This window comes from Streptomyces sp. NPDC056480 (genome assembly GCF_042795405.1).
Classification (GTDB): Bacteria; Actinomycetota; Actinomycetes; order Streptomycetales; family Streptomycetaceae; genus Streptomyces.
Map to the genome: position 1 here is coordinate 61,045 of NZ_JBHTSA010000021.1, position 23,702 is coordinate 84,746.

Annotated in this window: 17 protein-coding genes; 8 read left to right on the forward strand and 9 right to left on the reverse strand. The window is 73.0% G+C overall.

All coding sequences use genetic code 11. The annotated features are described in order from the left end of the window. Window positions 1–57: 57 nt before the first annotated feature. The 5 genes from ACFQ79_RS12425 to ACFQ79_RS12445 form a co-directional block, all read right to left on the reverse strand. The gene (locus ACFQ79_RS12425; protein WP_383581983.1) at window positions 58–1,440 is read right to left on the reverse strand and encodes an FAD-dependent monooxygenase; all 1,383 of its coding nucleotides are present in this window, start codon (window positions 1,438–1,440) and stop codon (window positions 58–60) included. A 22-nt stretch (window positions 1,441–1,462) separates the two neighbouring features. Then, entirely contained in the window at window positions 1,463–2,569 is a 1,107-nt protein-coding gene (locus ACFQ79_RS12430; RefSeq protein ID WP_383582038.1) for a monodechloroaminopyrrolnitrin synthase PrnB family protein, read from the reverse strand. A gap of 91 nt (window positions 2,570–2,660) precedes the next feature. Next, entirely contained in the window at window positions 2,661–4,094 is a 1,434-nt protein-coding gene (locus ACFQ79_RS12435) for an MFS transporter (RefSeq protein ID WP_383581985.1), read from the reverse strand. Then, entirely contained in the window at window positions 4,091–5,521 is a 1,431-nt protein-coding gene (locus ACFQ79_RS12440; RefSeq protein WP_383581988.1) for a 4-hydroxyphenylacetate 3-hydroxylase family protein, read from the reverse strand. Before ACFQ79_RS12440 ends, ACFQ79_RS12435 begins: the two co-directional genes overlap by 4 nt. Window positions 5,522–5,737: 216 nt before the next feature. Next, window positions 5,738–6,721 (reverse strand): AraC family transcriptional regulator, encoded by a 984-nt coding sequence (locus tag ACFQ79_RS12445; RefSeq protein ID WP_187623177.1) that lies wholly within the window; start codon window positions 6,719–6,721, stop codon window positions 5,738–5,740. Between the two features lie 118 nt (window positions 6,722–6,839). Between ACFQ79_RS12445 and ACFQ79_RS12450 the strand changes: the two genes are divergently transcribed. From ACFQ79_RS12450 to ACFQ79_RS12475, 6 genes are all read left to right on the forward strand, one after another. Further along, window positions 6,840–7,766 (forward strand): SDR family oxidoreductase, encoded by a 927-nt coding sequence (locus tag ACFQ79_RS12450; protein WP_383581991.1) that lies wholly within the window; start codon window positions 6,840–6,842, stop codon window positions 7,764–7,766. 320 nt (window positions 7,767–8,086) lie between these two features. Then, the gene (locus tag ACFQ79_RS12455) at window positions 8,087–10,072 is read left to right on the forward strand and encodes an alpha-1,4-glucan--maltose-1-phosphate maltosyltransferase (RefSeq protein WP_383581993.1); all 1,986 of its coding nucleotides are present in this window, start codon (window positions 8,087–8,089) and stop codon (window positions 10,070–10,072) included. After that, the gene (gene treS, locus ACFQ79_RS12460; protein ID WP_383581996.1) at window positions 10,069–11,763 is read left to right on the forward strand and encodes a maltose alpha-D-glucosyltransferase; all 1,695 of its coding nucleotides are present in this window, start codon (window positions 10,069–10,071) and stop codon (window positions 11,761–11,763) included. The genes ACFQ79_RS12455 and treS overlap by 4 nt, the downstream gene beginning before the upstream one ends. Before the next feature lie 246 nt (window positions 11,764–12,009). After that, the gene (locus ACFQ79_RS12465) at window positions 12,010–13,359 is read left to right on the forward strand and encodes a maltokinase (RefSeq protein ID WP_383581999.1); all 1,350 of its coding nucleotides are present in this window, start codon (window positions 12,010–12,012) and stop codon (window positions 13,357–13,359) included. A gap of 765 nt (window positions 13,360–14,124) precedes the next feature. Continuing rightward, the gene (glgB, locus tag ACFQ79_RS12470) at window positions 14,125–16,407 is read left to right on the forward strand and encodes a 1,4-alpha-glucan branching enzyme (protein WP_383582002.1); all 2,283 of its coding nucleotides are present in this window, start codon (window positions 14,125–14,127) and stop codon (window positions 16,405–16,407) included. A gap of 151 nt (window positions 16,408–16,558) precedes the next feature. Beyond that, window positions 16,559–17,497 (forward strand): ScbA/BarX family gamma-butyrolactone biosynthesis protein, encoded by a 939-nt coding sequence (locus tag ACFQ79_RS12475; RefSeq protein WP_383582005.1) that lies wholly within the window; start codon window positions 16,559–16,561, stop codon window positions 17,495–17,497. Here the strand turns inward: ACFQ79_RS12475 and ACFQ79_RS12480 are convergent. The 4 genes from ACFQ79_RS12480 to ACFQ79_RS12495 all read right to left on the reverse strand — a co-directional run bounded on the left by ACFQ79_RS12480 (window position 17,472) and on the right by ACFQ79_RS12495 (window position 21,244). Beyond that, window positions 17,472–19,715, reverse strand: coding sequence for a HelD family protein (locus tag ACFQ79_RS12480; protein ID WP_383582008.1), 2,244 nt, complete (start codon window positions 19,713–19,715; stop codon window positions 17,472–17,474). The genes ACFQ79_RS12475 and ACFQ79_RS12480 overlap by 26 nt on opposite strands. A gap of 192 nt (window positions 19,716–19,907) precedes the next feature. Next, on the reverse strand, window positions 19,908–20,246 hold the full coding sequence (locus ACFQ79_RS12485; protein ID WP_383582011.1) for a thioredoxin family protein: 339 nt from the start codon (window positions 20,244–20,246) through the stop codon (window positions 19,908–19,910). Next, window positions 20,243–20,677, reverse strand: coding sequence for a MerR family transcriptional regulator (locus ACFQ79_RS12490; protein WP_383582014.1), 435 nt, complete (start codon window positions 20,675–20,677; stop codon window positions 20,243–20,245). Before ACFQ79_RS12490 ends, ACFQ79_RS12485 begins: the two co-directional genes overlap by 4 nt. Window positions 20,678–20,719: 42 nt before the next feature. After that, window positions 20,720–21,244 carry an Lrp/AsnC family transcriptional regulator gene (locus tag ACFQ79_RS12495; protein ID WP_383582017.1) on the reverse strand — a complete coding sequence of 175 codons (525 nt, stop codon included), beginning with the start codon at window positions 21,242–21,244 and terminating at the stop codon, window positions 20,720–20,722. Between the two features lie 77 nt (window positions 21,245–21,321). Between ACFQ79_RS12495 and ACFQ79_RS12500 the strand changes: the two genes are divergently transcribed. Both ACFQ79_RS12500 and ACFQ79_RS12505 read left to right on the forward strand, forming a co-directional pair. Then, window positions 21,322–22,401, forward strand: a complete 1,080-nt coding sequence (locus tag ACFQ79_RS12500) for an NAD-dependent epimerase/dehydratase family protein (RefSeq protein ID WP_383582019.1) — start codon at window positions 21,322–21,324, stop codon at window positions 22,399–22,401. Continuing rightward, a complete protein-coding gene (locus tag ACFQ79_RS12505; RefSeq protein ID WP_383582021.1) occupies window positions 22,398–23,282 on the forward strand; it encodes an aldo/keto reductase in 885 nt (294 codons plus the stop codon). Before ACFQ79_RS12500 ends, ACFQ79_RS12505 begins: the two co-directional genes overlap by 4 nt. Window positions 23,283–23,702 lie beyond the last annotated feature (420 nt).

Genomic DNA, 23,702 nt, shown 5'->3' on the forward strand with positions numbered 1-23,702 from the left:
CCTTAGGGCACACCCCTCCCGCCGTGCGACGGCGCACGGGGAGCGGTGGGGCGCGTGTCAGCCGATGGCCGGGAGGGGGACCTCGTACGGGGAGCCCTGGTTCACGGTCGCCGGGTCGAAGGCCCCGGTGGCGGCGTACCGGCGGGCGATGGCGGCGAGTTCCTCGGCGGGGATGACGTCGTGGATGTCGGTGAAGCCGTGCGGGGCGCGCGCGTGCGCGAGGTCGATGACGACCTCGGGGCCCTGTGCGCGGTTGGCCTTCTGGAGCGCGGTGGTGACGGGCCTGCGGTCCCGCTCGTAGGCGGCGAGACCGTCCTCGGGGTCGGTGTGCCGGGCGAGGGCGTGGGCGAGGGCGCGCGCGTCGACGACGGACTGGCTCGCCCCGTTGGAGCCGATCGGGTACATGGCGTGGGCGGCGTCGCCGATGAGGGTGGTGCGGCCGTGGGTCCACCGGTCGAGCGGCTCGCGGTCGACCATCGGGTATTCGTACGCGGAGTCGGCGGCACGCAGGATGTCGGGGACGCTGACGCCGTCGAACTCCCAGCCCTCGTAGTACGGGAGGAACGTCTCGACGGGGACGGACCGGTTCCAGTCGCCGAGGAGCCGCTCCTCCCCGGCGGCCGTTCCCGCCCCGCAGGTGCGCTCGGCCGGGCGGGCCAGCGCCCAGTTCACCAGGACCTCCCGGTCGGGTCCGGTCGGCCGTCCCATCGGGTAGACGACGGCCTTCTGCCGGTCGTCGCCGGCGATGAGCATGAAGGAGCCCACCGCCCTGGCCGGCATCCGGGACACGCCCCGCCACACCAGCATCCCGTTCCACGGCGGCCCGCCCTCCCCCGGGTGCAGGGCCGCCCGCACGGTCGAGCGGATGCCGTCCGCGCCGACGAGCACGTCCGGTTCGAGGGAGGCCCGGCCGTGCACCGCGCCGGCCCGGTGCTCGAGCCGCAGCCGGGGCCGCCCGTCCGATGTCGGCTCCACGCCGCTCACCCGGACCCCGGTGACCAGGGCGGCGGGGCCGAGCCTGGCCCGTACCGCGCCGGCGAGCACCTGCTGGAGATGACCGCGGTGGACCGACAGCTGCGGCCAGAGGTAGCCCGCGCCGAGGCCGCGCGGCTCCCGGGATATCAGCCCGCCGGAGCGGTGGTAGTAGCGCAGTTCGCGGGTGCGCAGGGCGCCCGCCTCCAGGGCGTCGAGCAGGCCGAGCGCGTCGAGTTCGCGGACGGCGTTCGGCATGAGGTTGAGCCCGGCGCCGACCGGGCGGATCGCGGGCGCGGTCTCCACGACCGTCACCCGCTCGAAGCCGGCGGCGTGCAGGGAGAGGGCGGTGGTGAGGCCGGCGACGCCGCCGCCGGCGATCACGATGTGCGGGCTCTGCCCGTAGTCCGGCGCCGGCCGGCGGCGGTGGACGGGGAGGAAGGCGGAGGGGGTGGTGTGGGGGGACATGACGACTGCTCCTTCGGCGCCGCTACGCGGCCGACGGCCCGACGGGGGCCCCTGCGGGACGGCGCCGCACGGTCGCGCGGCGCACCATGGTCTCGTTCTCCCTGGTCAGATCCAGGATGGAGCGCAGCAGCGCGACCGGGGCCCCGCCGCTGCCCTCCTCGTACAGCCGGGTCTCCTCGCTGTACGCCTTGCGGGCGATGCCGAGGTGCCGGGCTCGGAAGGTCTTCAGGAGGCGCAGCACCCGGCCGAGTGCCTCCGCCGACGCGGTCAGCGAGGGCGGGAGCCGGTCCGCGCCCTCCCAGCTGACGGCGGCCGACAGCTTGCTCACGGCCGAGACCCCGCCCCGGTGCCGGGTGTGGAAGGCGCGCCAGGCGGGCAGCGCGTAGGGCACGGACTCCGCGAGGAAGGCCTCGTAGGCGGAGTCGGAGCGGTCGCACTGCCACAGCGTCAGATCGACCAGCCAGAGCGGCACCTGCGCGGCGGCGGGGCCGAGGTAGTCCCGGCCGTCGACCTCGACCTCCTCGAAGTAGGGGCGCAGGGTGACCGCGAAGTACTCCGGGGACACCTGCGCCACCGTGAGGTCGATGGAGTCGACCATCGCCCGCACGTGCCGGGCCACCCGGTCGAGGGCGGTGGCGAAGCCCGGGTCGTACGGTTCGAGGCGGGCGACGCGGGCGCAGTCGTCGACGGCGGCGACGAGGCCGGGGAAGACCATCCGTACCGCGTCCTGGAGCCGGGCCTCCGTCGGATGGCCGGTGTAGGAGCGGCGGCGGGGGCCGGTCGGGTTCCAGGTCGTGTAGTGGTGGACGGTGTCCCTCGGCACCATGTCGGTGCGGCGGCCGAGGAGTTCGAGGACGGGCAGCGCCTCGGGCACGGCGGCGAGGGGCTGTACTCCGTGCCGTTTCAGCGAGCCCAGGAGGATGCCGAGGTCCCGCATGGCGGCGAGCGCGTGGCCGACGCTCCACTGGGCGGCCCGGTCGATGTCCGGCACGAGGGCGCGCAGCGCGACGGTGAGCGCGGCGACGTCGGCGTCGGCGTTCATCGCGGGTACGGCGGCGAGCAGTCCGTCGGCGCCGAGCGGGTCGGCGGCGCGTATGTCCTCGGTGCGGTGACGCGGATCGCCCAACAGCACGGGGGCTCCTCTTTCCGGGGCTCGGTTCGCCGAAGAGGCACGGCTCACTGGCCGGTGGTCGTGGGCAGTGTTTCTGGTGGGGGGCGGGTCAGCGGCGGTCCGGGACGCGGTGCCCGGGGGACGGTTCCGGGGTCCGCCCGGGCGGGTGGAGGCGTACGGAGAGGAGTGCGGCCGCGGCGGCGAAGGCGGCGCCGGTGAGCAGGGCGGCGCGGTATCCGGAGGTCTCGGCGGCCGCGCGGGCCGCGTCGACGGCCTCCGTACGGCTGGTGGCGACGGCCACCAGGACGGCGAGGCCGAGGACGGAGCCGAACTGCTGGCTGGTGTTGACGAGTCCGGAGGCGAGTCCGGTCTCCTCGGCCGTGACCTCCGCCGTGGCCGCCACGTTCGTGGTGACCGTGACGAGCGGCAGGGCGGCGCCCAGGAGCAGGCTCGGGGCGAGGACGGTGCTCGCGAAGCCGCCGTCGGGGGTGAGGGCCAGGGCGAGCCACAGGGTCCCCGCGCACAGCAGGACGAATCCCAGGGTCATCGTCCGGTGCAGGCCGATCCGGAAGATGAGCCGGCCGGTCTGCGGGGCGACCGCGACGACGACGAGCGACAGCGGCAGCAGGCCGAGGCCGCCGCCCAGGGGCGGGTGGCCGAGGACGTTCTGGAGGTAGAGGCTGACCAGGAAGAACATCGGGAACAGGGTCGTCTGGGCGAGCGCGGCCAGGGTGTTGGACAGCCGGAGCGCGGGCCGGGTCAGGACGGAGGGCGGGACGAGCGGCGCGGCGGCCCGGGCCTCGACGGCGGTGAAGGCGAGCAGCAGCGCGAGGCCGGCCGCTCCGGCGCCGAGGGTGCGGGCGGACAGCCATCCGGCGTCGGCCGCGCCGACCAGCGCGTAGGCGACGAGGCCGAGTCCGGCGGTGGCGGTGAGCGCCCCGGCGAGGTCGAAGCCGCCGTGCCGGGCGGGGCCGGTGCGGCGGTCGAGGACCAGGGGGGCGAGGGCGGCGAGGGCGGCCGCGAACAGCACGTTCAGCCAGAACGTGGAGCGCCAGCCGAGCAGGTCGGTGACGACGCCTCCGAGGACCGTGCCGAGGACCCCGCCGAGGCCGCCCATCGCGGCGAACGCGCCGAGCGCCCGGTGCCGGGCGGGCCCGTCGGGGAAGAGCAGGAGGAGCAGGGCGAAGGCGGCGGCCGCGGCGATCGCGGCGCCGACGCCCTGGGCGGCGCGGGCCGCGACGAGGGCGTCGGCGCCGGGGGCGAGACCACCGGCGGCGGAGGCGACGGCGAGCAGGCCGAGGCCGCCGAGGAAGACCCGCCGGTGGCCGAGGAGGTCGGCGATCCGGCCGCCGAGGAGGAGGAGTCCGCCGAAGGTGATGAGGTAGGCGTTGGCGACCCAGGAGAGGTCGGCGGAGCCGGCGGTGAGGTCCTCGCCGACGGACGGCAGCGCCACGTTGACGATCGCGGTGTCCATGATGAGCAGCAGTTGGGTGGCGGCGAGCAGGGCGAGTGCTCCGCGCCGTGGTGCCGGTGCCGTCGTCACCGGGTCGTCCCGAGGCCGTAGCCGTCGAGACAGGCCTGGGCGAGGTTCTCGCAGTCGTCGGCGGCGCCGGCCCAGGTCTGCATGGTCAGGTAGACGTGCGGGGCGCCGTGGTAGAGGCGCTCGTACTGTTCGTGGCGTCCCGCGAACTCGGAACCGAGGGCGTCCCAGGCGAGTTTGAGGAGTTTGACGCGGTCCTCGGCGGGGTGGCCGGTGGTGCCGAAGTAGCGGCGGACCAGGGGCCCGAGTTCGGGGTGGAGGAGGTCGTGGCCGCTGGCGGGCAGCTGGACGAGGGCGCCGCCCGCGAGGAGCCTGATGTCCTGGACGGCCCGCGGGTAGAGCTCGCCGGCCATGATCCGCTGGGCGAAGGAGATGTCCTGCCCGGGGCGGACGCCGCCGCGCCCGCCGTCGACCTCCTCGTACGAGGCCTCGGCGGCGAGCACGAAGGCCTTGGCCTGGGCGACCATGCCGAGGAGCCGGCCGACGGCCTGGGTGACGGGCGGGAGGTTCTCGGTGCCGTTCGAGCGGGTGATGAGGATCGCGAGTCCGGTGAGGAACTCCAGCTTGGTCCAGAAGCGGGTCGCGGACTGGTGGACCAGGTTGAGGTAGGCGGGGGTCCGCCACCAGACGGCGCCGGTGGTGGCCGGGTCGCGGTGGGTGAGGACCCGTTCCCAGGGCACGAAGACGTCCTCGCAGACCAGCATCGCGTCGTTCTCGTCGTACCGGGAGGACAGCGGGTGGTCGAAGACGGACCGGGAGCGTTCCTCGTAGGAGGTGCGGGAGATCAGCCTGAGGCCGGGGGTGTCGGGCCGTACGGCGAAGGTCAGGGCGTGCGCGAGGTCGTCGGCGGGGAGCGGCTCGATGGTGCCGACGAGGATCTCGTCGGCGAAGACGGCGCCCGTGCCGACGGTCTTGGCTCCGCTGACGACGATCCCGCCGTCCCGTTCCGCCACGACCCGCAGGGTGAGGTCCTCCCCGCCGTGCCCGGGGGGCGGGTTGCCGAGGGTGAACGCGCAGTGCAGATCGCCCTCGGCGAGCCGGCGGTGGAAGGCGAGGGCGTGCTCGGCGCCGTCGAAGGTCCCGCCGGTGAAGACGGCGGGCGCGGCGGCGAATCCGGCCGCGCCGGCGGCCATGTAGTCGGGGGTGCGGCCGAGGAAGCCGAAGCCGGCCCGGGCCGTGGTGCGGAAGGCGCGCCGGCGGGCGACGAGGTCCTCGTACGAGCGGGGCACGGCGTACGCGCGGCGCACCCCGCCCTGGACGAGGACGGGGTGGTGGACGGGGTCGTCGGCGAGGTCGTAGAGCCCGGCGAAGGAGGCGGCGGTGGACCGGAAGGCGGGGTGGGCGGTGACGTCCTCGACCCGCTCCCCGTCGAGCCAGATCTCGCGCCCGTCGCGCAGCCCCTCCAGATACTCCTGCCCGGACCTCGTCACCGGTGTATCGCCTCTCCTCGGGTGTCACGGCTGTGCCGGTCCCGAGCCTGTCCGGGGCGACCCGTCCGGACAATGAGCTTCCGTCCAGGGGTCCTTAAGAACCGGCCAGGGAGTCCCGAAGATGTCAGGTCGGTGGATCCGGGACGGCGGGGACGCCCGGAGGGTGCCGCCGGACGGCCGTCCGCCGGCCGTTCCGGAGGTCCGGTCCGCCGCCCCTCAGGCGGCCCGGTCGGCTCCCGAGCGGTACTCCCCCGGGGTCACCCCGAACCATTTGCGGAAGGCGAGGTGGAAGCCGACGGCGCTCTGGTAGCCGACGCGGGCGGGCACGGCCGACTGCGGCAGGGACGTCTCGGTGAGGAGCCGGCCGGCCTCCTGCATGCGGCGGGCGGCGAGGTACCGGGCCGGTGACTCGCCGACCAGGTCGCGGAAGGAGGCGGTGAACGCGGAGCGGGACATGCCGACCTCCCGGGCGAGGGAGTCGATGGTCCAGGGTTCGGCGAACCGGGTGGCCATCATGACGACGGCCCGGCTGATCCCGGGATGCCTCAGCAGCGGCAGCGAGGCCGGGTTTCCGGCGAGTTCGCGGAGCAGCGGCCGGAGCGCCAGGACCAGGGCCATCTCGAAGGCGCGCAGGGTGATGAGCCGGTCGCCGGGGCCGACGGGCCGGTCCGGGGCGGCGAGCAGCCGCAGGGTGTCGCGGAGCAGCGGCTCGCGGGCGACCTGGGGTCCGTCGAGGACGAGTGCCCAGGGCAGCGAGGTGTAGAGGCCGGTGGCGGCGCTGGCGTCGTAGTGCAGTCCGGCGCAGAGCAGCCGGCTCTCGGGGCCGCTGCCCTCGATGACGATCTCGCCGGAGGTGCCGGGATGCCGCTCGGGCAGGACGGCCTTGAGCGGGAGGCCCTGGCGGTCGGGCCGGTCGGAGAGGCGGTGCGCGGTGCCGGTCGGGAAGACGACGAGGTCGCCCGCGTGCAGTTCGACCGGGGCCTCGGCCTCGGTGGTGATCCAGCAGTCGCCCTCGACGACGTAGTGGAGGACGGCGCAGCTGCGTTCGGCGTCGCCCTCGATGGCCCAGGGAGCGCGGACGTGCCAGCGGCTGTCGAAGACTCCGGTGAGCCGGAGGGGTTTGAGCAGTTCGCTCAGCAGGTCGTCCTGCTCTTCCAGCTCGGGCTGCTGTGCGTGACGGTCGGTTCCCACGATTGCCATGGACGATCCTTCAACTTCCGCCCCGGTTTGTTAATTGAACGGCCGAAGCCGTGGCGGCGAGCCTGGAGAGACGCCGACACCACAGCCGGGAAAGTCTATCGAAGGGCCTCAGACACACATGTCCAGTGAGATTCCGATGCGGGTGGCGGTCGTGGGCGCGACGGGGTTCCAGGGGGGTGCGGTGGCCCGCCTGCTCGCCGAGCGGCACCACCGGGTCCACACGCTGACGCGGCGGCTGCCGGCGGACCGGCCGCCGCTGCCGGGGGCCTCCTTCGTCGCCGGTGATCTGGGCCGGCCGGACGACGTGCGGCAGCTCTTCGAGGGGACGACGCACGCGTTCATGTCGATGCCGCTGGTGTACGAGAGCGAGCGGGTGGAGGCGTACGCGCGGAACGTCGCGGGGGCGGCCCTCGAGGCGGGCACGGAGCGTCTGGTCTTCAACGCCAACACCCGGATCCCGCTGGGTCCGACGGACGTCGCCGCCTTCGAGACGCGCCGGCTCGCGGAGCGGGTGCTGCGGGACAGCGGGGTGCCGCTGGTGGTGATCCGGCCGCCGGTGTACCTGGACAACCTGTTCTCGCCGTGGAACGGGCCGGCCCTGGTCGACGACGGCGTGCTCGCCTATCCGCTGCCTGCGGCCGCGCGGACCGCGTGGCTGTCGCACCGGGGCCTGGCGGAGGCGGCGCTCGCGGCGCTCACCCGGGAGGACCTGGAGGGCCGGACGTTCGACATCGGCGGCGAACGCTCCCTGACGGGCGGCGAGCTCGCGGCGGCGTTCGGCCGGGGGCTCGGCCGGGCGGTGCGGTACGAGGAGCTGGATCCGGCCGCTTTCGAACGGAGCCTCGCCCGGCTGCTCGGCCCGGATACGGCGGCCGGGGTGGCCGGGATCTACCACTTCATGGCGAGCGGCGCCGATCCGCTCCTGATGGCGGACGACGACGGCGTGTCGACGGAGGTCCTGGCCCTCGAACCGCCTCCGGTGGAGGAATGGGTGGCCCGCCAGCCCTGGCAGGTCTGGTCCTCGGACACGCCCTCGGAGCGCTGACCACGACACGCGGAACAGGCCCCGCCCGACAAGGGCGGGGTCTTTTCTTTGTCCGGGTCCTGTGCTTGCCGGTTCGGCTACGCCCTAGTAGTTAACAAAGCGCCGGGATTGCCCACCCGAGGACGGTGGGAAGGCTTCACCGGTAATCCCCCGAACCCTTCTCCCCGTGACCCCTGTTCATCCCTGTGGACCCCCCATCCGAGTGAACGCGGACAGGAGCGGCCATGCCCGCAACCCGTCGGCCGTCGACGGAGCTAGAAAGAGCGCACAACCACCACCCGCACCCCCGTAACCCGTCAGGTGATGCTGTGAATCCGCTCATGGGACGCATTCCCGTACTGGACGTACGCCCGCTGGTCGACTGTGGCCGGCGCCCCGCCAAAGCGGTGGCCGGAGAGACCTTCGAGGTGACCGCGACCGTCTTCCGCGAGGGCCACGACGCGGTCGCCGCCAATGTCGTGCTGCACGGCCCCTCGGGCCGCCCCGGCCCCTGGACCCCGATGCGCGAACTGGCCCCCGGCACCGACCGGTGGGGGGCCGAGGTCACCCCGGACGCCGAGGGCCTGTGGACGTACACCGTCGAGGCGTGGAGCGACCCGCTGGCCACCTGGCGCCACACGGCGAAGATCAAGATCCCGGCCGGGATCGACTCCGAACTGGTCCTCTCCGAGGGCGCCGAGCTGCACGAGCGGGCGGCGAAGGCCGTCCCGAAGAAGGGCGGCGCCCGGGAGGCCGTGCTCGCCGCAGCGGACGCCCTGCGGGACGCGTCGCGGCCGGCCGCGGTCCGGCTGGCGGCGGCCCTGAACCCCCGGGTCGTGGAGTCCCTCGACCGCCATCCGCTGCGCGAACTCCTGTCCTCGTCGCCCGCGTTGCCGCTCCAGGTGGAGCGGGAGCGCGCCCTGTTCGGCTCCTGGTACGAGTTCTTCCCGCGCTCGGAGGGCGTACGGAAGGTCAAGGGCCGCACGGTCCCTGGGAACTTCCGTACCGCCGCCGAGCGGCTCCCCGCGGTGGCGGCGATGGGCTTCGACGTGGTCTACCTGCCGCCGGTGCACCCCATCGGCGAGACCCACCGCAAGGGCCCCAACAACTCCCTCTCCGCGGCGCCGAACGACGTCGGCGTGCCGTGGGCGATCGGTTCGCCGGAGGGCGGCCACGACGCGCTCCACCCGGACCTGGGGACCTTCGAGGACTTCGACGCCTTCGTGGCGCGGGCCCGGGAACTGCGTCTGGAGATCGCCCTGGACTTCGCGCTCCAGTGCTCCCCGGACCACCCGTGGGTGGAGAAGCACCCGGAGTGGTTCCACCACCGTCCGGACGGCTCGATCGCGTACGCCGAGAACCCGCCGAAGAAGTACCAGGACATCTATCCCGTGGCGTTCGACGTGGACATGGACGGGATCGTCGCGGAGACCGTGCGGATCCTCCGGCACTGGATGGACCACGGGGTACGGATCTTCCGCGTCGACAACCCGCACACCAAGCCCGTGGTGTTCTGGGAGCGGGTGATCGGCGAGATCAACGCCGCCGACCCGGACGTGATCTTCCTGGCGGAGGCATTCACCCGGCCGGCGATGATGCGGACGCTCGGCGCGATCGGCTTCCAGCAGTCGTACACGTACTTCACCTGGCGGAACACCAAGGAGGAGCTCACGGAGTACCTGACGGAGCTGTCCGGGGAGACGGCGGCGCAGATGCGGCCGAACTTCTTCGTGAACACCCCGGACATCCTGCACGCCTACCTCCAGGAGGGCGGCCGGCCGGCGTTCGAGGCGCGCGCGGTGCTCGCGGCGACGCTGTCGCCCTCGTGGGGCATGTACGCCGGGTACGAGCTGTGCGAGGGCACCGCGCTGCGGGACGGCAGCGAGGAGTACCTCGACTCGGAGAAGTACCAACTGCGCCCGCGCGACTGGGCGTCGGCGGAGCGGACCGGGGCGACGATCGCCCCGCTGATCACCGCGCTGAACCGGATCAGGCGCCGTCACCCGGCCCTGCGACGGCTGCGGAATCTCACCTTCCATGACACGGACAACCCGCAGGTGATCGCGTACAGCAAGCGATCGGGTTCGAACACCGTTCTGGTGGTCGTCAACCTCGACCCGCACCACACCCAGGAGGCGACGCTCTCGTTGGACATGCCGGAACTCGGCCTCGACTGGCACGAGACCGTGCCGGTGCGCGACGAGCTCACCGGCGAGACCTATCACTGGGGCAGGACCAGCTACGTGCGCCTAGAGCCGGGTGTCACACCCGCGCACGTCCTCGTCCTGCGACCGTCCCCGCAGACCGGAGGGTCACCCACATCATGACTGTCAACGAGCCCGTCCCCGACACCTTCGAGGACACCCCCGCCAAGGACCGCGATCCCGACTGGTTCAAGCGGGCCGTCTTCTACGAGGTCCTCGTCCGGTCCTTCCAGGACAGCAACGGGGACGGCGTCGGCGACCTGAAGGGCATCACGTCCAAGCTGGACTACCTCCAGTGGCTGGGCGTGGACTGCCTCTGGCTGCCACCGTTCTTCAAGTCCCCCCTGAGGGACGGCGGCTACGACGTCGCCGACTACACGTCGGTGCTGCCCGAGTTCGGCGACCTGGCCGACTTCGTCGAGTTCGTCGACGCGGCCCACCAGCGCGGGATGCGCGTGGTCATCGACTTCGTCATGAACCACACGAGCGACCAGCACGAGTGGTTCCAGGAGTCGCGGCGCGACCCGGACGGACCGTACGGCGACTACTACGTCTGGGCCGACGACGACAAGCAGTACGCGGACGCCCGGATCATCTTCGTCGACACCGAGTCCTCGAACTGGACCTTCGACCCGGTCCGCAAGCAGTACTACTGGCACCGGTTCTTCTCGCACCAGCCCGACCTCAACTACGAGAACCCGGCGGTGCAGGAGGAGATCCTGTCCGCGCTGAAGTTCTGGCTGGACCTGGGGATCGACGGCTTCCGGCTCGACGCGGTGCCGTACCTGTACCAGCAGGAGGGCACCAACTGCGAGAACCTCCCCGCGACCCACGCCTTCCTCAAGCGGGTCCGCAAGGAGATCGACGACCACTACCCGGACACGGTGCTGCTCGCCGAGGCCAACCAGTGGCCGGAGGACGTCGTCGACTACTTCGGCGACTTCCGCTCCGGCGGCGACGAGTGCCACATGGCCTTCCACTTCCCGGTCATGCCGCGGATCTTCATGGCCGTGCGGCGCGAGTCGCGCTACCCGGTCTCGGAGATCCTGGCGAAGACCCCGGAGATCCCCTCCGGCTGCCAGTGGGGCATCTTCCTGCGCAACCACGACGAGCTGACGCTCGAGATGGTCACGGACGAAGAGCGCGACTACATGTACGCCGAGTACGCCAAGGACCCGCGGATGCGGGCCAACATCGGCATCCGGCGCCGTCTCGCCCCGCTCCTCGACAACGACCGCAAGCAGATGGAGCTGTTCACCGCGCTGCTCTTCTCGCTGCCCGGCTCGCCGGTGCTCTACTACGGCGACGAGATCGGCATGGGCGACAACATCTGGCTGGGCGACCGGGACGGCGTCCGCACCCCGATGCAGTGGACCCCCGACCGGAACGCCGGCTTCTCCTCCTGCGACCCGGGACGGCTCTACCTGCCGGCCATCATGGACCCGGTCCACGGCTACCAGGTGACCAACGTGGAGGCGGGCATGGCCTCGCCGTCCTCGCTGCTGCACTGGACGAAGCGGATGATCGAGATCCGGAAGCAGAACCGGGCCTTCGGAACGGGGACGTACACCGAACTCCCGGCGTCCAACCCGGCGGTGCTCGCCTTCCTGAGGGAGGACGGTGACGATCTCGTCCTCTGCGTGAACAACTTCTCGCGGTTCGCGCAGCCGACCGAACTCGACCTCCGACGCTTCGACGGCACCCAGCCGGTGGAGCTGATCGGCGGGGTGACGTTCCCGGCCATCGGCCAGCTCCCCTACCTCCTGACCCTTGCGGGACACGGCTTCTACTGGTTCCGTCTCAAGAAGGGCTGACCGCCGGTCAGTTCGGATTCGTCCTGGGTGGGACGGTTTCCTCCCGTCCCACTCTGGGCACTGTGACCCACACACGTTCCGCAGCACGATTCAGGTCCATACGGGCCTTCTTGCCGGGCCCATACGGATCTTCCCCTTCCGACACGTCCCGCACATCCGGACAGCCCCAGCCGCCATCCGGGACACTCTGCGCATTTGAACGCATACGACAGCCAACTGCGCGCCCCGGGGAAAGGACGCGATGCCATGCCGGAGACCGCATCCACCACCCGGGCCCCGGACGCCCTCCTTCCGTCCCTCGCCCCCCTGCTCCACGAATGGCTGCCACGGCAGCGCTGGTTCGCGGGCAAGGGCCGCCGGGTCACCGGATTCACGCTGGACGCGGCCACCGAGCTGCTGCCTCTGGACGGCGCGGGCCCCGGCCTCCTCCATCTGCTCGTACGGGTCGAACAGCCGGGCCGCCCGGCCGGGACACCCGCCGACTGCTACCAACTGCTCCTGGGCGTACGGACCCAGCTCCCGCCCCGCCTCGCCCCCGCCCTGATCGGGCGGATCCGGCAGGGGCCGCTCGCCGGACGTGCCGTGTACGAAGGGCTGCGCGACCCGCGGCTCGCCGGCCTCCTCTACGAGCGACTGCGCACCCCGGGCCGGACCGGCCCCCTGCACTTCCACGCCACGACGGCGCTCCCGCCCGCCCTGGCCCCCCGCATGCTGGACGCCGAGCAATCCAACTCCTCCCTGGTGTACGGAGATTCGTTCATCCTCAAGATCTTCCGCCGGGTCAGCCCCGGGGCCAACCCGGACCTGGAACTGCCGCTCGCCCTCGCCGGAGCGGGCTGCGCCCGGGTCCCGGCGCCGGTCGCCTGGTTCGAGAGCGGGGCGGCGACCCTGGGCGTCCTCCAGCCGTACCTGCGGGACTCCCGCGACGGATGGCGGCTCGCCCTCGACGCGCTCGCCGACGGACGGGACTTCACCGCTGAGGCGCGGGCGCTCGGCCGGGCCACGGCCGAGGTCCACCTCGCCCTCGCGGAGGCGCTGCCGACCCGCCGGCTCGGCCGCGCGGAGACCGAACAGCTGGCGGCCGCGATGGACCACCGGCTGCACGCGGCGGCGCAGGCGGTACCGGCGCTGCTGCCCTTCGTCCCCGGCCTGCGCGCCGTCTTCGAGGCGGCGAGCGGCACGTCCGGCGGCGGATTCGTCCAGCGCATCCACGGCGACCTGCACCTCGGACAGACACTGCGGGGGGCCGACGGCGGCTGGGCCGTCATCGACTTCGAGGGCGAGCCGGCGAAGCCGCTCGACGAGCGGCGCAGCCCGCAGCCCACGGTCCGCGACGTCGCCGGCATGCTCCGCTCCTTCGACTACGCGGCCCGTACGCACCGGCCGTGGAACGCGGACTGGGCGGCGCGGAGCCGGGCGGCGTTCTGCACGGGGTACGCGGAGGCCTCGGGCGCGGATCCTCGGACGGACCCGGCGCTGCTGCGCGCCTACGAGACGGACAAGGCGGTGTACGAGGTCGTGTACGAGGCCCGGCACCGGCCGGACTGGCTCCCGGTCCCGATGTCCGCCATCGAACGCCTGTCGGCCCCGCAGTGACCCGGCCGCCGACACCGCCCCGGGCGCCGCCACCCCGCCGGGGCCGCACCCGGGCCCACGTCCGGGCCCGCCACCCCCGTCCCGGCGCGGACGTCACCCGCCGGGTGGAGCCCGCGCGCCTCGGCGGGCTCGGCCCTCCCCACCCCGGGCGGGCCGGCCCGCCACGCCCTCGCCACCCACCCGTCCGGGCCCGCCCCGCCCGCCTCCACCCCTGTACGGGCACGCGCAGGGCGCCCGCCTCCACCACCCACGTGGGCGCGCGCCGCGCGCCTCCACCCCACCCCTGTGCGGGCTGCGCCCGCGCCCGCGCCTCGCCCACCCGCTCCGTGTGGGCAATCGTCCCGCTGGGGCGGGACGGGTGGGCACACGGGACGGCGCCCTCTGGCGGCGCCTCCGCCCCTTGTGCCTGGACCCGCACCCACAGTGCGGCGCACCTCGTGGTGCGGGTTCAGGCGCGGAAGCCTAGGCCCGGCTGGGGGCGCCGTCCGTTGTGCCCACCCGTTCCGCCCCAGCGGAACAGATGCCCACAACGAGGTGGGCGGGAGGCGCGGGGGCGGGCGCCGCCCCTGCGGAACAGATGCCCACAACGCGCTTGGGCGGGCAGGCGCCGCCCCGGCGGAACGAAGGTCCACAACGGCGGGCCGCACCCGCCGTGGGCATCCGCCCGCCCATCGCCCCCACGCACCGCCCGTTCGGCCGAGTGTCCCGTCCCCGTACCTCACCGTTGCGCAGTCATACCCCCCGTACCCCCCAGGAGGCATCCCGGTGACCGCCCGCCCCGCAGGCAAGTCGGCCCGCAGCACCACGGCAGCCAAGAAAGGCAAGACCGCCGCCAAGCCGCCCGCCCCCCGTCAGGCCCCACCGCTCGACCCGGTCGACCGGGCGCGCCTGCTCGCCGGGGAGCATCACGACCCGCACGGCGTGCTCGGCGCGCATCCGGTGCGCGGCGGCGTGGTGGTCCGGGTGCTGCGCCCGTGGGCGAAGGAGGTCACCGTCCTGACGAAGGGGAGGCGGATCCCGCTCCTGAGCGAGGGCGACGGGATCTTCTCCGGGCTCCTGCCCCTGCTCCGCAAGGTCCCCGCGTACGAGCTGCGCGTCCGGTACGACGACGGCCCCGACGAGCTCGCCGTCCACGACCCGTACCGCTTCCTGCCCTCCCTCGGCGAGCTCGACCTGCATCTGATCGGCGAGGGCCGGCACGAGGAGCTGTGGACGGCCCTCGGGTCCCACACCGTGACCCACGACGGAGTCGCCGGGACCCGCTTCGCGGTCTGGGCGCCGAACGCCCGCGGTGTCCGTGTCACCGGTGACTTCACTCACTGGGACGGCACGGGGCTGCCGATGCGCTCGCTGGGTTCGACGGGTGTGTGGGAGCTGTTCGTGCCGGGGGTCGGCGAGGGCGCGCTCTACAAGTACGACATCACGCGGCCGGACGGTACGCACACCGTCCGCGCGGACCCGATGGCCCGCCGTACCGAGTGCCCGCCGAACACCGCGTCGATCGTGACCGCCTCGCACTACACCTGGGACGACGCCGAGTGGATGGCGCGGCGCGGGACGCGCCCGCCGCACGAGGCGCCGATCTCCGTCTACGAGGTCCATCTGCCGTCCTGGCGGCCGGGGTTGTCCTATCGTCAGCTGGCCGAGCAGCTGCCCGCGTACGTCCGCGATCTCGGCTTCACGCACGTGGAGCTGATGCCGGTCACCGAGCATCCCTTCGGAGGCTCGTGGGGCTACCAGGTCACGGGCTTCTACGCGCCGACGGCCCGCATGGGCACCCCCGACGACTTCAGGTTCCTGGTGGACGCGCTGCACCGGGCGGGCATCGGGGTCCTGATGGACTGGGTGCCGGCGCACTTCCCGAAGGACGACTGGGCGCTGGCCGAGTTCGACGGGCGGCCGCTGTACGAGCACGAGGACCCGCGCCGTTCGCACCATCCCGACTGGGGCACGCTGGAGTTCGACTACGGCCGCAAGGAGGTGCGGAACTTCCTGGTGGCGAACGCCGTGTACTGGTGCCAGGAGTTCCACATCGACGGTCTGCGGGTGGACGCGGTGGCGTCGATGCTCTACCTGGACTACTCCCGGGAGCACGGCGAGTGGCTGCCGAACGAGCACGGCGGCCGGGAGAACCTGGACGCGGTGGCCTTCCTCCAGGAGATGAACGCGACGGTGTACCGGCGCTGCCCGGGGATCGTGACCTTCGCGGAGGAGTCGACGGCCTGGGACGGCGTGACGCGGGCGACGGACCAGGTGGGGCCGGGCGGCTTCGGCGGTCTGGGCTTCGGCATGAAGTGGAACATGGGCTGGATGCACGACTCGCTGGAGTACGTGCAGAAGGAGCCGGTGCACCGCAAGTACCACCACCACGAGATGACGTTCTCGATGGTGTACGCGTACAGCGAGAACTACATCCTGCCGATCTCCCACGACGAGGTGGTGCACGGCAAGCGGTCGCTGGTGTCGAAGATGCCGGGCGACTGGTGGCAGCAGCGCGCCAACCACCGCGCCTATCTGGGCTTCATGTGGGCGCACCCCGGCAAGCAACTGCTGTACATGGGGCAGGAGTTCGCGCAGGGTGGCGAGTGGTCGGCGGATCACGGGCCGGACTGGTGGCTGCTCGACCCGGCGTACGGGGCGGAGCCGGACCACCGGGGGGTGCGGGATCTCGTGCGCGACCTGAACACGGTGTACCAGGCGACGCCCTCGCTCTGGGAGCGGGACACCGTGCCGGACGGCTTCCAGTGGGTGGTCGGGGACGCGGCCGAGGACAACGTCTTCGCGTTCCTGCGGTTCGACGCGTTCGGCTCGCCGCTGCTGGCGGTCTCGAACTTCTCGCCGGTCGTGCGGCACGACTACCGGCTCGGCGTGCCGGACGCGGTGGTGGCCTGGTCGGAGGTCCTGAACACGGACGACGGCCGGTACGGCGGCGGGGACGTGGTGGGGCGGGATCCGGTGAAGACGGAGTCGGTTCCGCACCACGGGCGTTCGGCCAGCATCCGGATGACGCTGCCGCCGCTCGCGACGGTCTGGCTGCGTCCGGCCTGAGCCGCACCGAAGTCGGCCGGGGCAGAAAAGGTCGCTATCTGTCCGATAATTGACGGCCGTTCCGTTGATGGTTCACGCGTTCGGGCATCTCAGCAGTTGTTCGGATATCTTCGCTCTCCAGATCAGGCCGACAGGTCCAGAGGGGCGCGGAATGACGCAGGACACCGTCGCGCGGCGTCTGTCGCCGCAGCTCTGCCATCGGGTGCGCAGCGAGGACACCTTCCCCGTCGAGTGGCGACCGCTCGACGGGAGGGACCGCTTCGCGGTCCGGGCCACCTGGCCCACCGACCACCCGTTCTTCACCCCGGTCCGCCGGGGTGAGGAACGGTGTCACGACCCGCTCCTGGTCGTCGAGACGTTGCGGCAGGCCGCGATGGCCCTTCTGCACTCGGTCCACGGACTTCCGCTGACCCGGCACATCCTGCTGAGCGAGATCTCCCTGACCTGCGACCCGGCGGGCCTCACCGTCGCCGGCGACGAGCCGGACATCGAGATCCGGTTCGCCGAGATCGTGCTGCGCGGCGACCGGTTGGCCGAAATGCTGGTGGAGTGGACCGTACGGCGCGGGGCCCGCGTGGTGGCGACGGGCGGCGGCCACGCCCGGTTCCTCGGCGGTGCCGCCTACCGCAGACTGCGCGGCGGGCACGTCGAGGCCGGCGTCGCGCACCCGGGGCCCTGGACCCGCCGGGCCCCGGCGCCGCTCACCGGCCGGGCGAGGCGCGAGGACGTCCTCCTCTCCCCGACCGGCCGGGAGGGGGTGTGGGAACTGGTCGTCGACACCGGTCACCCCACCCTCTTCCAGCACCCCAACGATCACATACCGGGGATGCTCTTCCTGGAGGCCGCCCGGCAGGCCGTCTCCGCCGCCGTGTGGCCCCGCCCCTGTCTGCCGACCGCGCTGCGGATCCGCTTCGACCGGTACGCCGAGTTCGACGGCGGCCCCTGTCTGCTCCGCGCCGAGCCCGTGAGCCCGGCGGGGACGGCGGGGTCCCCCAGGACGGCGGGGGCGGCCGACGTGCCCGGGACGTTCGAGGTCACCGGGTACCAGGACGGCGCACGGCTCTTCACCTGCGAGCTGCGGACCGGATGATCCCGAGCCGCTGGGTCGCCCGGGTCAGCGCCACGTACAGGTCGTTCGTCCCGTGCACGGCTCCGGCCACGATGCCCTCCGGGTCGACGACCAGCACGGTGTCGAACTCCAGGCCCTTCGCCTGCCGGGGGTCGAGGAGCACGACGGGCCGGGTGAGGTCGGGAGCCGGTCCGTACGCGGCCTCCGGCAGCGCGGCGATCAGCTCGGGGTGCAGCTCGGGCGGGGCGATCACGGCGATCCTGCCCTCCTCGCGCAGCTCGGTCGCCACCGCGTCGGCGGCCTCCTTCACCGGGTCGTCCACCGTCCGGTCCCAGGGCTCGACCCCGGTGGACCGTACCGAGCTCGGCGGCTCGAACCCCGGGTCGTCGGCCCGCCGCACCGCGGCCGCGACGGCCATGATCTCGGCGGGCGTGCGGTAGTTGACGCCGAGTCGCACCAGCTCCCAGCGGTCCTCCACGTACGGGGCGAGGATCCGCTCCCAGGCGCCGACGCCGGCCGGGTCGCCGGTCTGGGCGGGGTCGCCGACCAGGGTCATCGATCGGGTGGGGCTGCGGCGCATGAGGAGCCGCCAGGCCATCGCGGAGAGCTCCTGCGCCTCGTCGACGATGATGTGCCCGAAGGCCCAGGTGCGGTCGGCGGCGGCGCGCTCGGCGGCCGTGCGGTGGTCGGCCTCCTCGTGGCGCTCGGCGAACCGCTCGGCGTCGATGATGTCGTGGGCCGAGAGGACCTCGGAGGCGTCCTTGTCGTGCTCCTCCTTGTCCTCGAACTCGTAGGTGCGGGAGGCGTAGGAGACGTCGAGGACGCCCTGCGCGTACTGGATCTGCTTCTGCCGTTCGGCCTCCTCCGCGGCACGGACGGCGGAGTCGTCCTCGCCGAGGAGTTCGGCGGCCTCGTCGAGCAGCGGCACGTCGGCGGGGGTCCAGGGGCCGTCGCCGCGCCGGATGCACCGGGCGTCGGCCTCGTCGAGGTGGGTGGGTTCGGCCAGGTAGTCGGCGAGGAAGTCCTGCGGGGTGAGGGCGGGCCAGAGGGTGTCGATCGCCGCGTACACCTCGGGGTTCCCCGCGATGCCCTTGGCGAGCAGGGCGATGTCGTCGGGTCCGAGGAAGTTGGGGCCGCCGTAGGGGTCGGCGCCGATCCGGTCGGCGAGCTGTTCGGCGAGCGCGTCGAGGATCCGGAAGACGAAGTAGGGGCGGGCCAGGTTGTGCGGGAGGGCCGTCTCGCGGGCCTTGTGACGGGCCTCCAGGGCCATGTCCCAGTCGATGACCAGGTCGCCGTCCTCGTGGGGGACGATCAGCGGCTCGCCGCGCTCGGGGACCTGCTGGCGGTCCCGTACGGCGGCGGCGAGCGCCCCGGCCATCGCGGCCGAGCCCTTGACGGCGGCGGCGCGGGGGGTGTCGGTGCCGGTGGCCCGGACGCCGGGGAACAGCTCGGCGGGGGTGGCGAGGAGGACGCCGGTCTCGCCGAGCGAGGGCAGGACGTTGCCGATGTAGCCGAGGAAGGCCGGGTTGGGGCCGACGATGAGGACGGCCCGCTTGGCGAGCTGCTCGCGGTGCGCGTAGAGCAGGTAGGCGGCGCGGTGCAGGGCGACCGCCGTCTTGCCGGTGCCGGGGCCGCCCTCGACGACCAGGACCCCGCGGTGCGGGGAGCGGATGATGCCGTCCTGTTCGGCCTGGATGGTCTGCACGATGTCGTGCATCCGGCCGGTGCGGGCGGCGTCGAGCGCGGCGAGCAGCACCTCGTCGGCGTCGCGGTTCTCGTGCCCGGTGCGGGTGGCGTCGCCGAGGTCGAGCACCTCGTCGTGGAGTGCCGTGACGGTCCGGCCGAGGGTGCTGATGTGCCGGCGGCGGGAGAGCCCCATCGGCTCGTATCCGGTGGCGAGGTAGAAGGGCCGGGCGACCTCGGCGCGCCAGTCGACCACCAGCGGGGTGCGGTGGGGGTCGTCCTCGCGGATGCCGAGCCGCCCGATGTGGTGGTCGCGCCCGTCCTTGAAGACGAGCCGGCCGAAACAGAGCCCGCTCTCCCCCGCGTTGAGCGCGGCGAGCAGCCCGGACTGCTCGGCGACCATGACGTCGCGTTCGAGCCGGCCCTGGTTGCCGCCGACCCCCGGGGTGCGCAGGGCCCGCTCGACGGCGGCCTCGGCCTCGTCCCTCAGATCGTCGAGTCGTGTGTAGAGATCGGTGATGAATTGCTGCTCGTTCCGAAATTCCTCGGTTGACAATTCGACTCCCGGCGCGATACACTGCGTTTATTGAACTTCTCTGCGCCTGTGGTGTTTCCGGGCGCAGAATCCATTAATATACGCGATGAAATACCCCGACTGTCAATTGTAGTCGGGGTATTTCTGTATGCCCTGCCGAACTGTCGGGGCGCCGCGCTGGGACGGGTCCGGCGGATCGGGGCCGGACACCCCCTAGGCGAGGACGTCCTCCAGGTCCTGCAGCAGACGGCGCTTCGGGCGGGCGCCGACGATCGACTTCACGGGCTCGCCCGCCCGGAAGACCATGAGGGTCGGCGTCGCGAGGACCCCGTACCTCACCGTCGTCTCCGGGTTCCGGTCGACGTCGATCTCGACGATCCGGAGCCGCTCCGCCTCCTCCGCCGCGAGGGCGGCGAGCACCGGCGTCAGCTGCCGGCACGGTCCGCACCACTCCGCGGTGAACTTCACCAGCACCGGCAGCTCGGCGGCCAGCACCTCCGTACCGAACTCCGCGTCGGTGACCTCGGCCACCCCTTCCGCGTACGTCCTCATCCCTGCCGTCCCTCCGTCGTCGCAACGTCCGTGTCCCACTCCGCACCGAGCTCGCACCGGGGCTCCGGGCCGTGCGGCAGCTCCGCCTCGGCCCGCAGCAGCTGCGCGCCCACCTCGGCGCGTACCACCTGGAGCTGGGCGATCAGCCCGTCCAACTCGCCGACCTTCCGCCGGTAGACGGCGATCGACGCGGGACAGGAGTCCCCCGCCGGATGCCCGGCGCGCAGGCAGTCGACGAACGGCCGCGTCTCCTCGAGCTCGAACCCGAAGTCCTGAAGGGTCCTGATCTGCTGGAGGAGGCGCAGGTCGTCCTCGTCGTACGTGCGGTAGCCGTTCTCCGTGCGCCGGGCGGCCAGCAGGCCACGGGACTCGTAGTAGCGCAGAGTCCGTGTGGTCGTTCCGGCCCGCTCGGCGAGCTCTCCGATGCGCATGTCCACGACCGTATGCCTTGACGCCCACGTCAAGGCAAGGACTCAGGAGCGGGCGGGCGGCAGCAGCGGCTTCCGTTCCACCGGGGAGGAGAGCACGATCGACGTCGTGGTCCGGCCGAGTGCCGACGTCTGCTCCAGGACGTCCTCGAGGTGGACGGTGTCGGTGACGGCGACCTTGAGGATCCAGCAGTCCTCGCCCACCACGTGGTGGACCTCCAGGACCTCGGGGCGCGCGATCAGTTCCAGGGTCCGCGGGTGCTTCAGGGTGTAGCCGCCGTGCGGGTTCACCCGGATGAAGGCCTGGATGCCGTAGCCGAGGCGGGACGGGGAGACATGGGCGCCGTAGCCGGTGACCGCGCCGCTCGCCTCCAGCCGGCGGACCCGCTCGGTGACGGCCGCGGGGCTGAGCCGGACGCGACGGCCGAGCTCGCTGAGCTTGATGCGGCCGTCGCTCTGGAGGAGGTCCATGATCTGCCGGTCGACGGCGTCGAAAGCGGCCGCCGAGGTTTCTTCGGTGGCCGGCCGCGAATGCCGTGGTTCCTTCGGTTCGACTGCCTGGACTCCCATGTCTCCCCCTTCATACGGCGAACGGCGAACGTAACACTTGAGGGGTGGAACAAGGGAGTTGGGACGGTGGGTCGGTCATGCAGGACGTTCTGGTCATCGGCGGGAATCGCTATTTCGGAAAGCGGCTCATCGCCCTGCTGAGGGAATCGGGGCACCGGGTCACGATCCTCAATCGGGGTTCTTCCGGAGCGCCGGAGGGAATCGAGCAGCTCGTCGCCGACCGCGACGACGAGGCCGCTCTGGCAGCCGTTCTCGCGGGCCGTTCCTTCGATGTCGTCGTGGACCAGGTCTGCTACACCCCGCGCCAGGCGGAGATCGCCCGACGCGTCTTCGCGACGCGCACCCGGCGCAATGTGATGACGTCCACGGTGGAGGTGTACGAGTACGAGGACTCGGCCTCACCCGTCGCCGAGGACGCCCTCGACCTGGGCACGGTCGCCGTCGACACCGGCGCGGCCTGGGAGGAACCGGAGTTCCGCGAGGCGCACTACGGGGAGGGGAAGCGGCAGGCAGAGGCGGTGTTCGCGGGTGCGGGCAGGGGTGCGGGTACCGGCGCGGGTGCGGGTACCGGCGCGGGCGCGGGCGTCGGCGCGGGTGCGCGTACGGGTACGGGTACGGACGCAGATGCGGGCGGCGGCGCGGGTGCGCGTACGGGTACGGACGCGGATGCGGGCGTCGGCGCGGGTGCGGCCGCGCAGGGCGGCGCTTCGCCGTTCGCGTGGGCTTCGGTGCGGGTGGCCCATGTGCTGGGCGGCGCGGACGACTTCACCGGCCGGCTCGACCACTACGCGCGGCGCATCCGGTCGGGCGAGCCGATCGCCGTACCGGTCGTGAACCGTCCGGCGACCTATGTGTACGTCGAGGAGATCGCCGCCTTTCTCGCCTGGGCGGCGGTCGGAACGGACTTCACCGGCCCGGTGAACGCCCATTCCCACGGGCCGCTGACCACGGCCGAGATCTGCGCCGAGATCGAGAGGCGGGTCGGCGGCCGGACCGTCTTCCGGGAGGTGGAGGTCGGAGAGACATCGCCGTTCTCCTTCTCCCGCTCGTACGGAATGGACAACTCCCGTGCGACCGACCTCGGTTATTCCTTCTCGCATTCCTCCGACTGGCTCGCGGACGCCGTGGCCGAGACGCTCGGCGAGGTGACGGGATGACGCGCCACCGGATGCTGGGCGACGTACGGGTCGGGGCCGTCGGCCTCGGCACCATGCCGCTCTCCGTCGAGGGCCGGCCCGACGAGGCGCGGGCCGTGGCCACCGTGCACGCCGCCCTCGACGCGGGCGTGACCCTGCTCGACACCGCCGACTCCTACCACCCGCCGACCGGCGCGCCGGGCGAGGGCGAACTGCTCGTGGCGCGGGCCCTCGCCTCGTACGGGGGCGGTGCGGACGGCGTCCTCGTGGCGACGAAGGGCGGGCGGGGCCGTACGGCGGACGGCGGCTGGACCGTCGACGGGCGGCCGGAGCACCTGCGGCGGGCGGCGGAGGCGTCGGCGCGCCGGCTCGGCTCCGCGCCGATCGGCCTCTACCAGCTGCACAAACCGGACCCTTCCGTCCCGTACGCCGAATCCCTCGGCGCGATACGGGAGTTGCTGGACGCCGGGACGGTCAGGCTGGCCGGGATCTCCAACGTCGACGCCGAACAGATCCTGCTCGCCCGCGAGATCCTGGGCGACCGGCTGGTCTCGGTACAGAACCGCTACTCGCCGGCGGTCCGCACGAGCGAGGCGGAGCTGCGGCTCTGCGCCGAGCTGGGCCTGGCGTTCCTGCCGTGGAGCCCCCTGGGCGGCATCTCGCGCAGTTCCCTGGACGGCCCCTCCGCCCAGCGGGAGGACCCGGAGTTCGGGGCCTTCCACCGGGTGGCGCGGGCGCGGGGGGTCAGCGCGCAGCGGGTGGCCCTGGCGTGGATGCTCAGCCGCTCGGAGACGGTCCTGCCGATCCCGGGGGCGAGCCGCCCGGAGTCGGCGCGGGACTCGGCGGCGGCGGGGGCGCTGGTGCTGACGGGGGAGGAGGTGCGGGAGCTGGACGGGGCGTGAGGGCGGGGCCGGACGTCGCAGGAGGGCGCCCCCGTGCGGAGGCGCCCTTCCCTCGGGCCCCGGATCCGGCTCAAGGCCCGGGACCTGACTGTGGGGGGGGTGTTCGGGGTGGGGGGCGGAGGGGGCTGCGGGGGTGGAGGGGACCGGGGAGGGCTGCGGAGGTGGAGGGGACTGCGGAGGTGGAGGGGGCTGAGGGGACTGGGGGGGTCTTCCGGTGCGGGGCGCGGGGCGCTGCGCGGGGCTCTTTCCCCGCCCCGCCCCTTCCCGAAACCGGGGCTCCGCCCCGGAACCGACGCCCTCCGGCCGGACGGACATCTCAGCCCGCCCGGCGTTCGAGGGCACGGCCGCAGGCCGTCCGGGGGCCTGGGGGCCTGCCACCGGTTTCGGGAAGGGGCGGGGCGGGGGAAACGGGCCCCGCGC

Excerpts from the sequence above, each read along its gene's own strand:
- ACFQ79_RS12425 (WP_383581983.1), bottom strand. The coding sequence starts at position 1,440 with ATGTCCCCCCACACCACCCCCTCCGCCTTCCTCCCCGTCCACCGCCGC.
- ACFQ79_RS12445 (WP_187623177.1), bottom strand. The coding sequence starts at position 6,721 with ATGGCAATCGTGGGAACCGACCGTCACGCACAGCAGCCCGAGCTGGAA.
- ACFQ79_RS12450 (WP_383581991.1), top strand. The coding sequence starts at position 6,840 with ATGTCCAGTGAGATTCCGATGCGGGTGGCGGTCGTGGGCGCGACGGGG.
- ACFQ79_RS12455 (WP_383581993.1), top strand. The coding sequence starts at position 8,087 with ATGGGACGCATTCCCGTACTGGACGTACGCCCGCTGGTCGACTGTGGC.
- treS (WP_383581996.1), top strand. The coding sequence starts at position 10,069 with ATGACTGTCAACGAGCCCGTCCCCGACACCTTCGAGGACACCCCCGCC.
- ACFQ79_RS12465 (WP_383581999.1), top strand. The coding sequence starts at position 12,010 with ATGCCGGAGACCGCATCCACCACCCGGGCCCCGGACGCCCTCCTTCCG.
- ACFQ79_RS12475 (WP_383582005.1), top strand. The coding sequence starts at position 16,559 with ATGACGCAGGACACCGTCGCGCGGCGTCTGTCGCCGCAGCTCTGCCAT.
- ACFQ79_RS12485 (WP_383582011.1), bottom strand. The coding sequence starts at position 20,246 with ATGAGGACGTACGCGGAAGGGGTGGCCGAGGTCACCGACGCGGAGTTC.
- ACFQ79_RS12490 (WP_383582014.1), bottom strand. The coding sequence starts at position 20,677 with ATGCGCATCGGAGAGCTCGCCGAGCGGGCCGGAACGACCACACGGACT.
- ACFQ79_RS12495 (WP_383582017.1), bottom strand. The coding sequence starts at position 21,244 with ATGGGAGTCCAGGCAGTCGAACCGAAGGAACCACGGCATTCGCGGCCG.
- ACFQ79_RS12500 (WP_383582019.1), top strand. The coding sequence starts at position 21,322 with ATGCAGGACGTTCTGGTCATCGGCGGGAATCGCTATTTCGGAAAGCGG.
- ACFQ79_RS12505 (WP_383582021.1), top strand. The coding sequence starts at position 22,398 with ATGACGCGCCACCGGATGCTGGGCGACGTACGGGTCGGGGCCGTCGGC.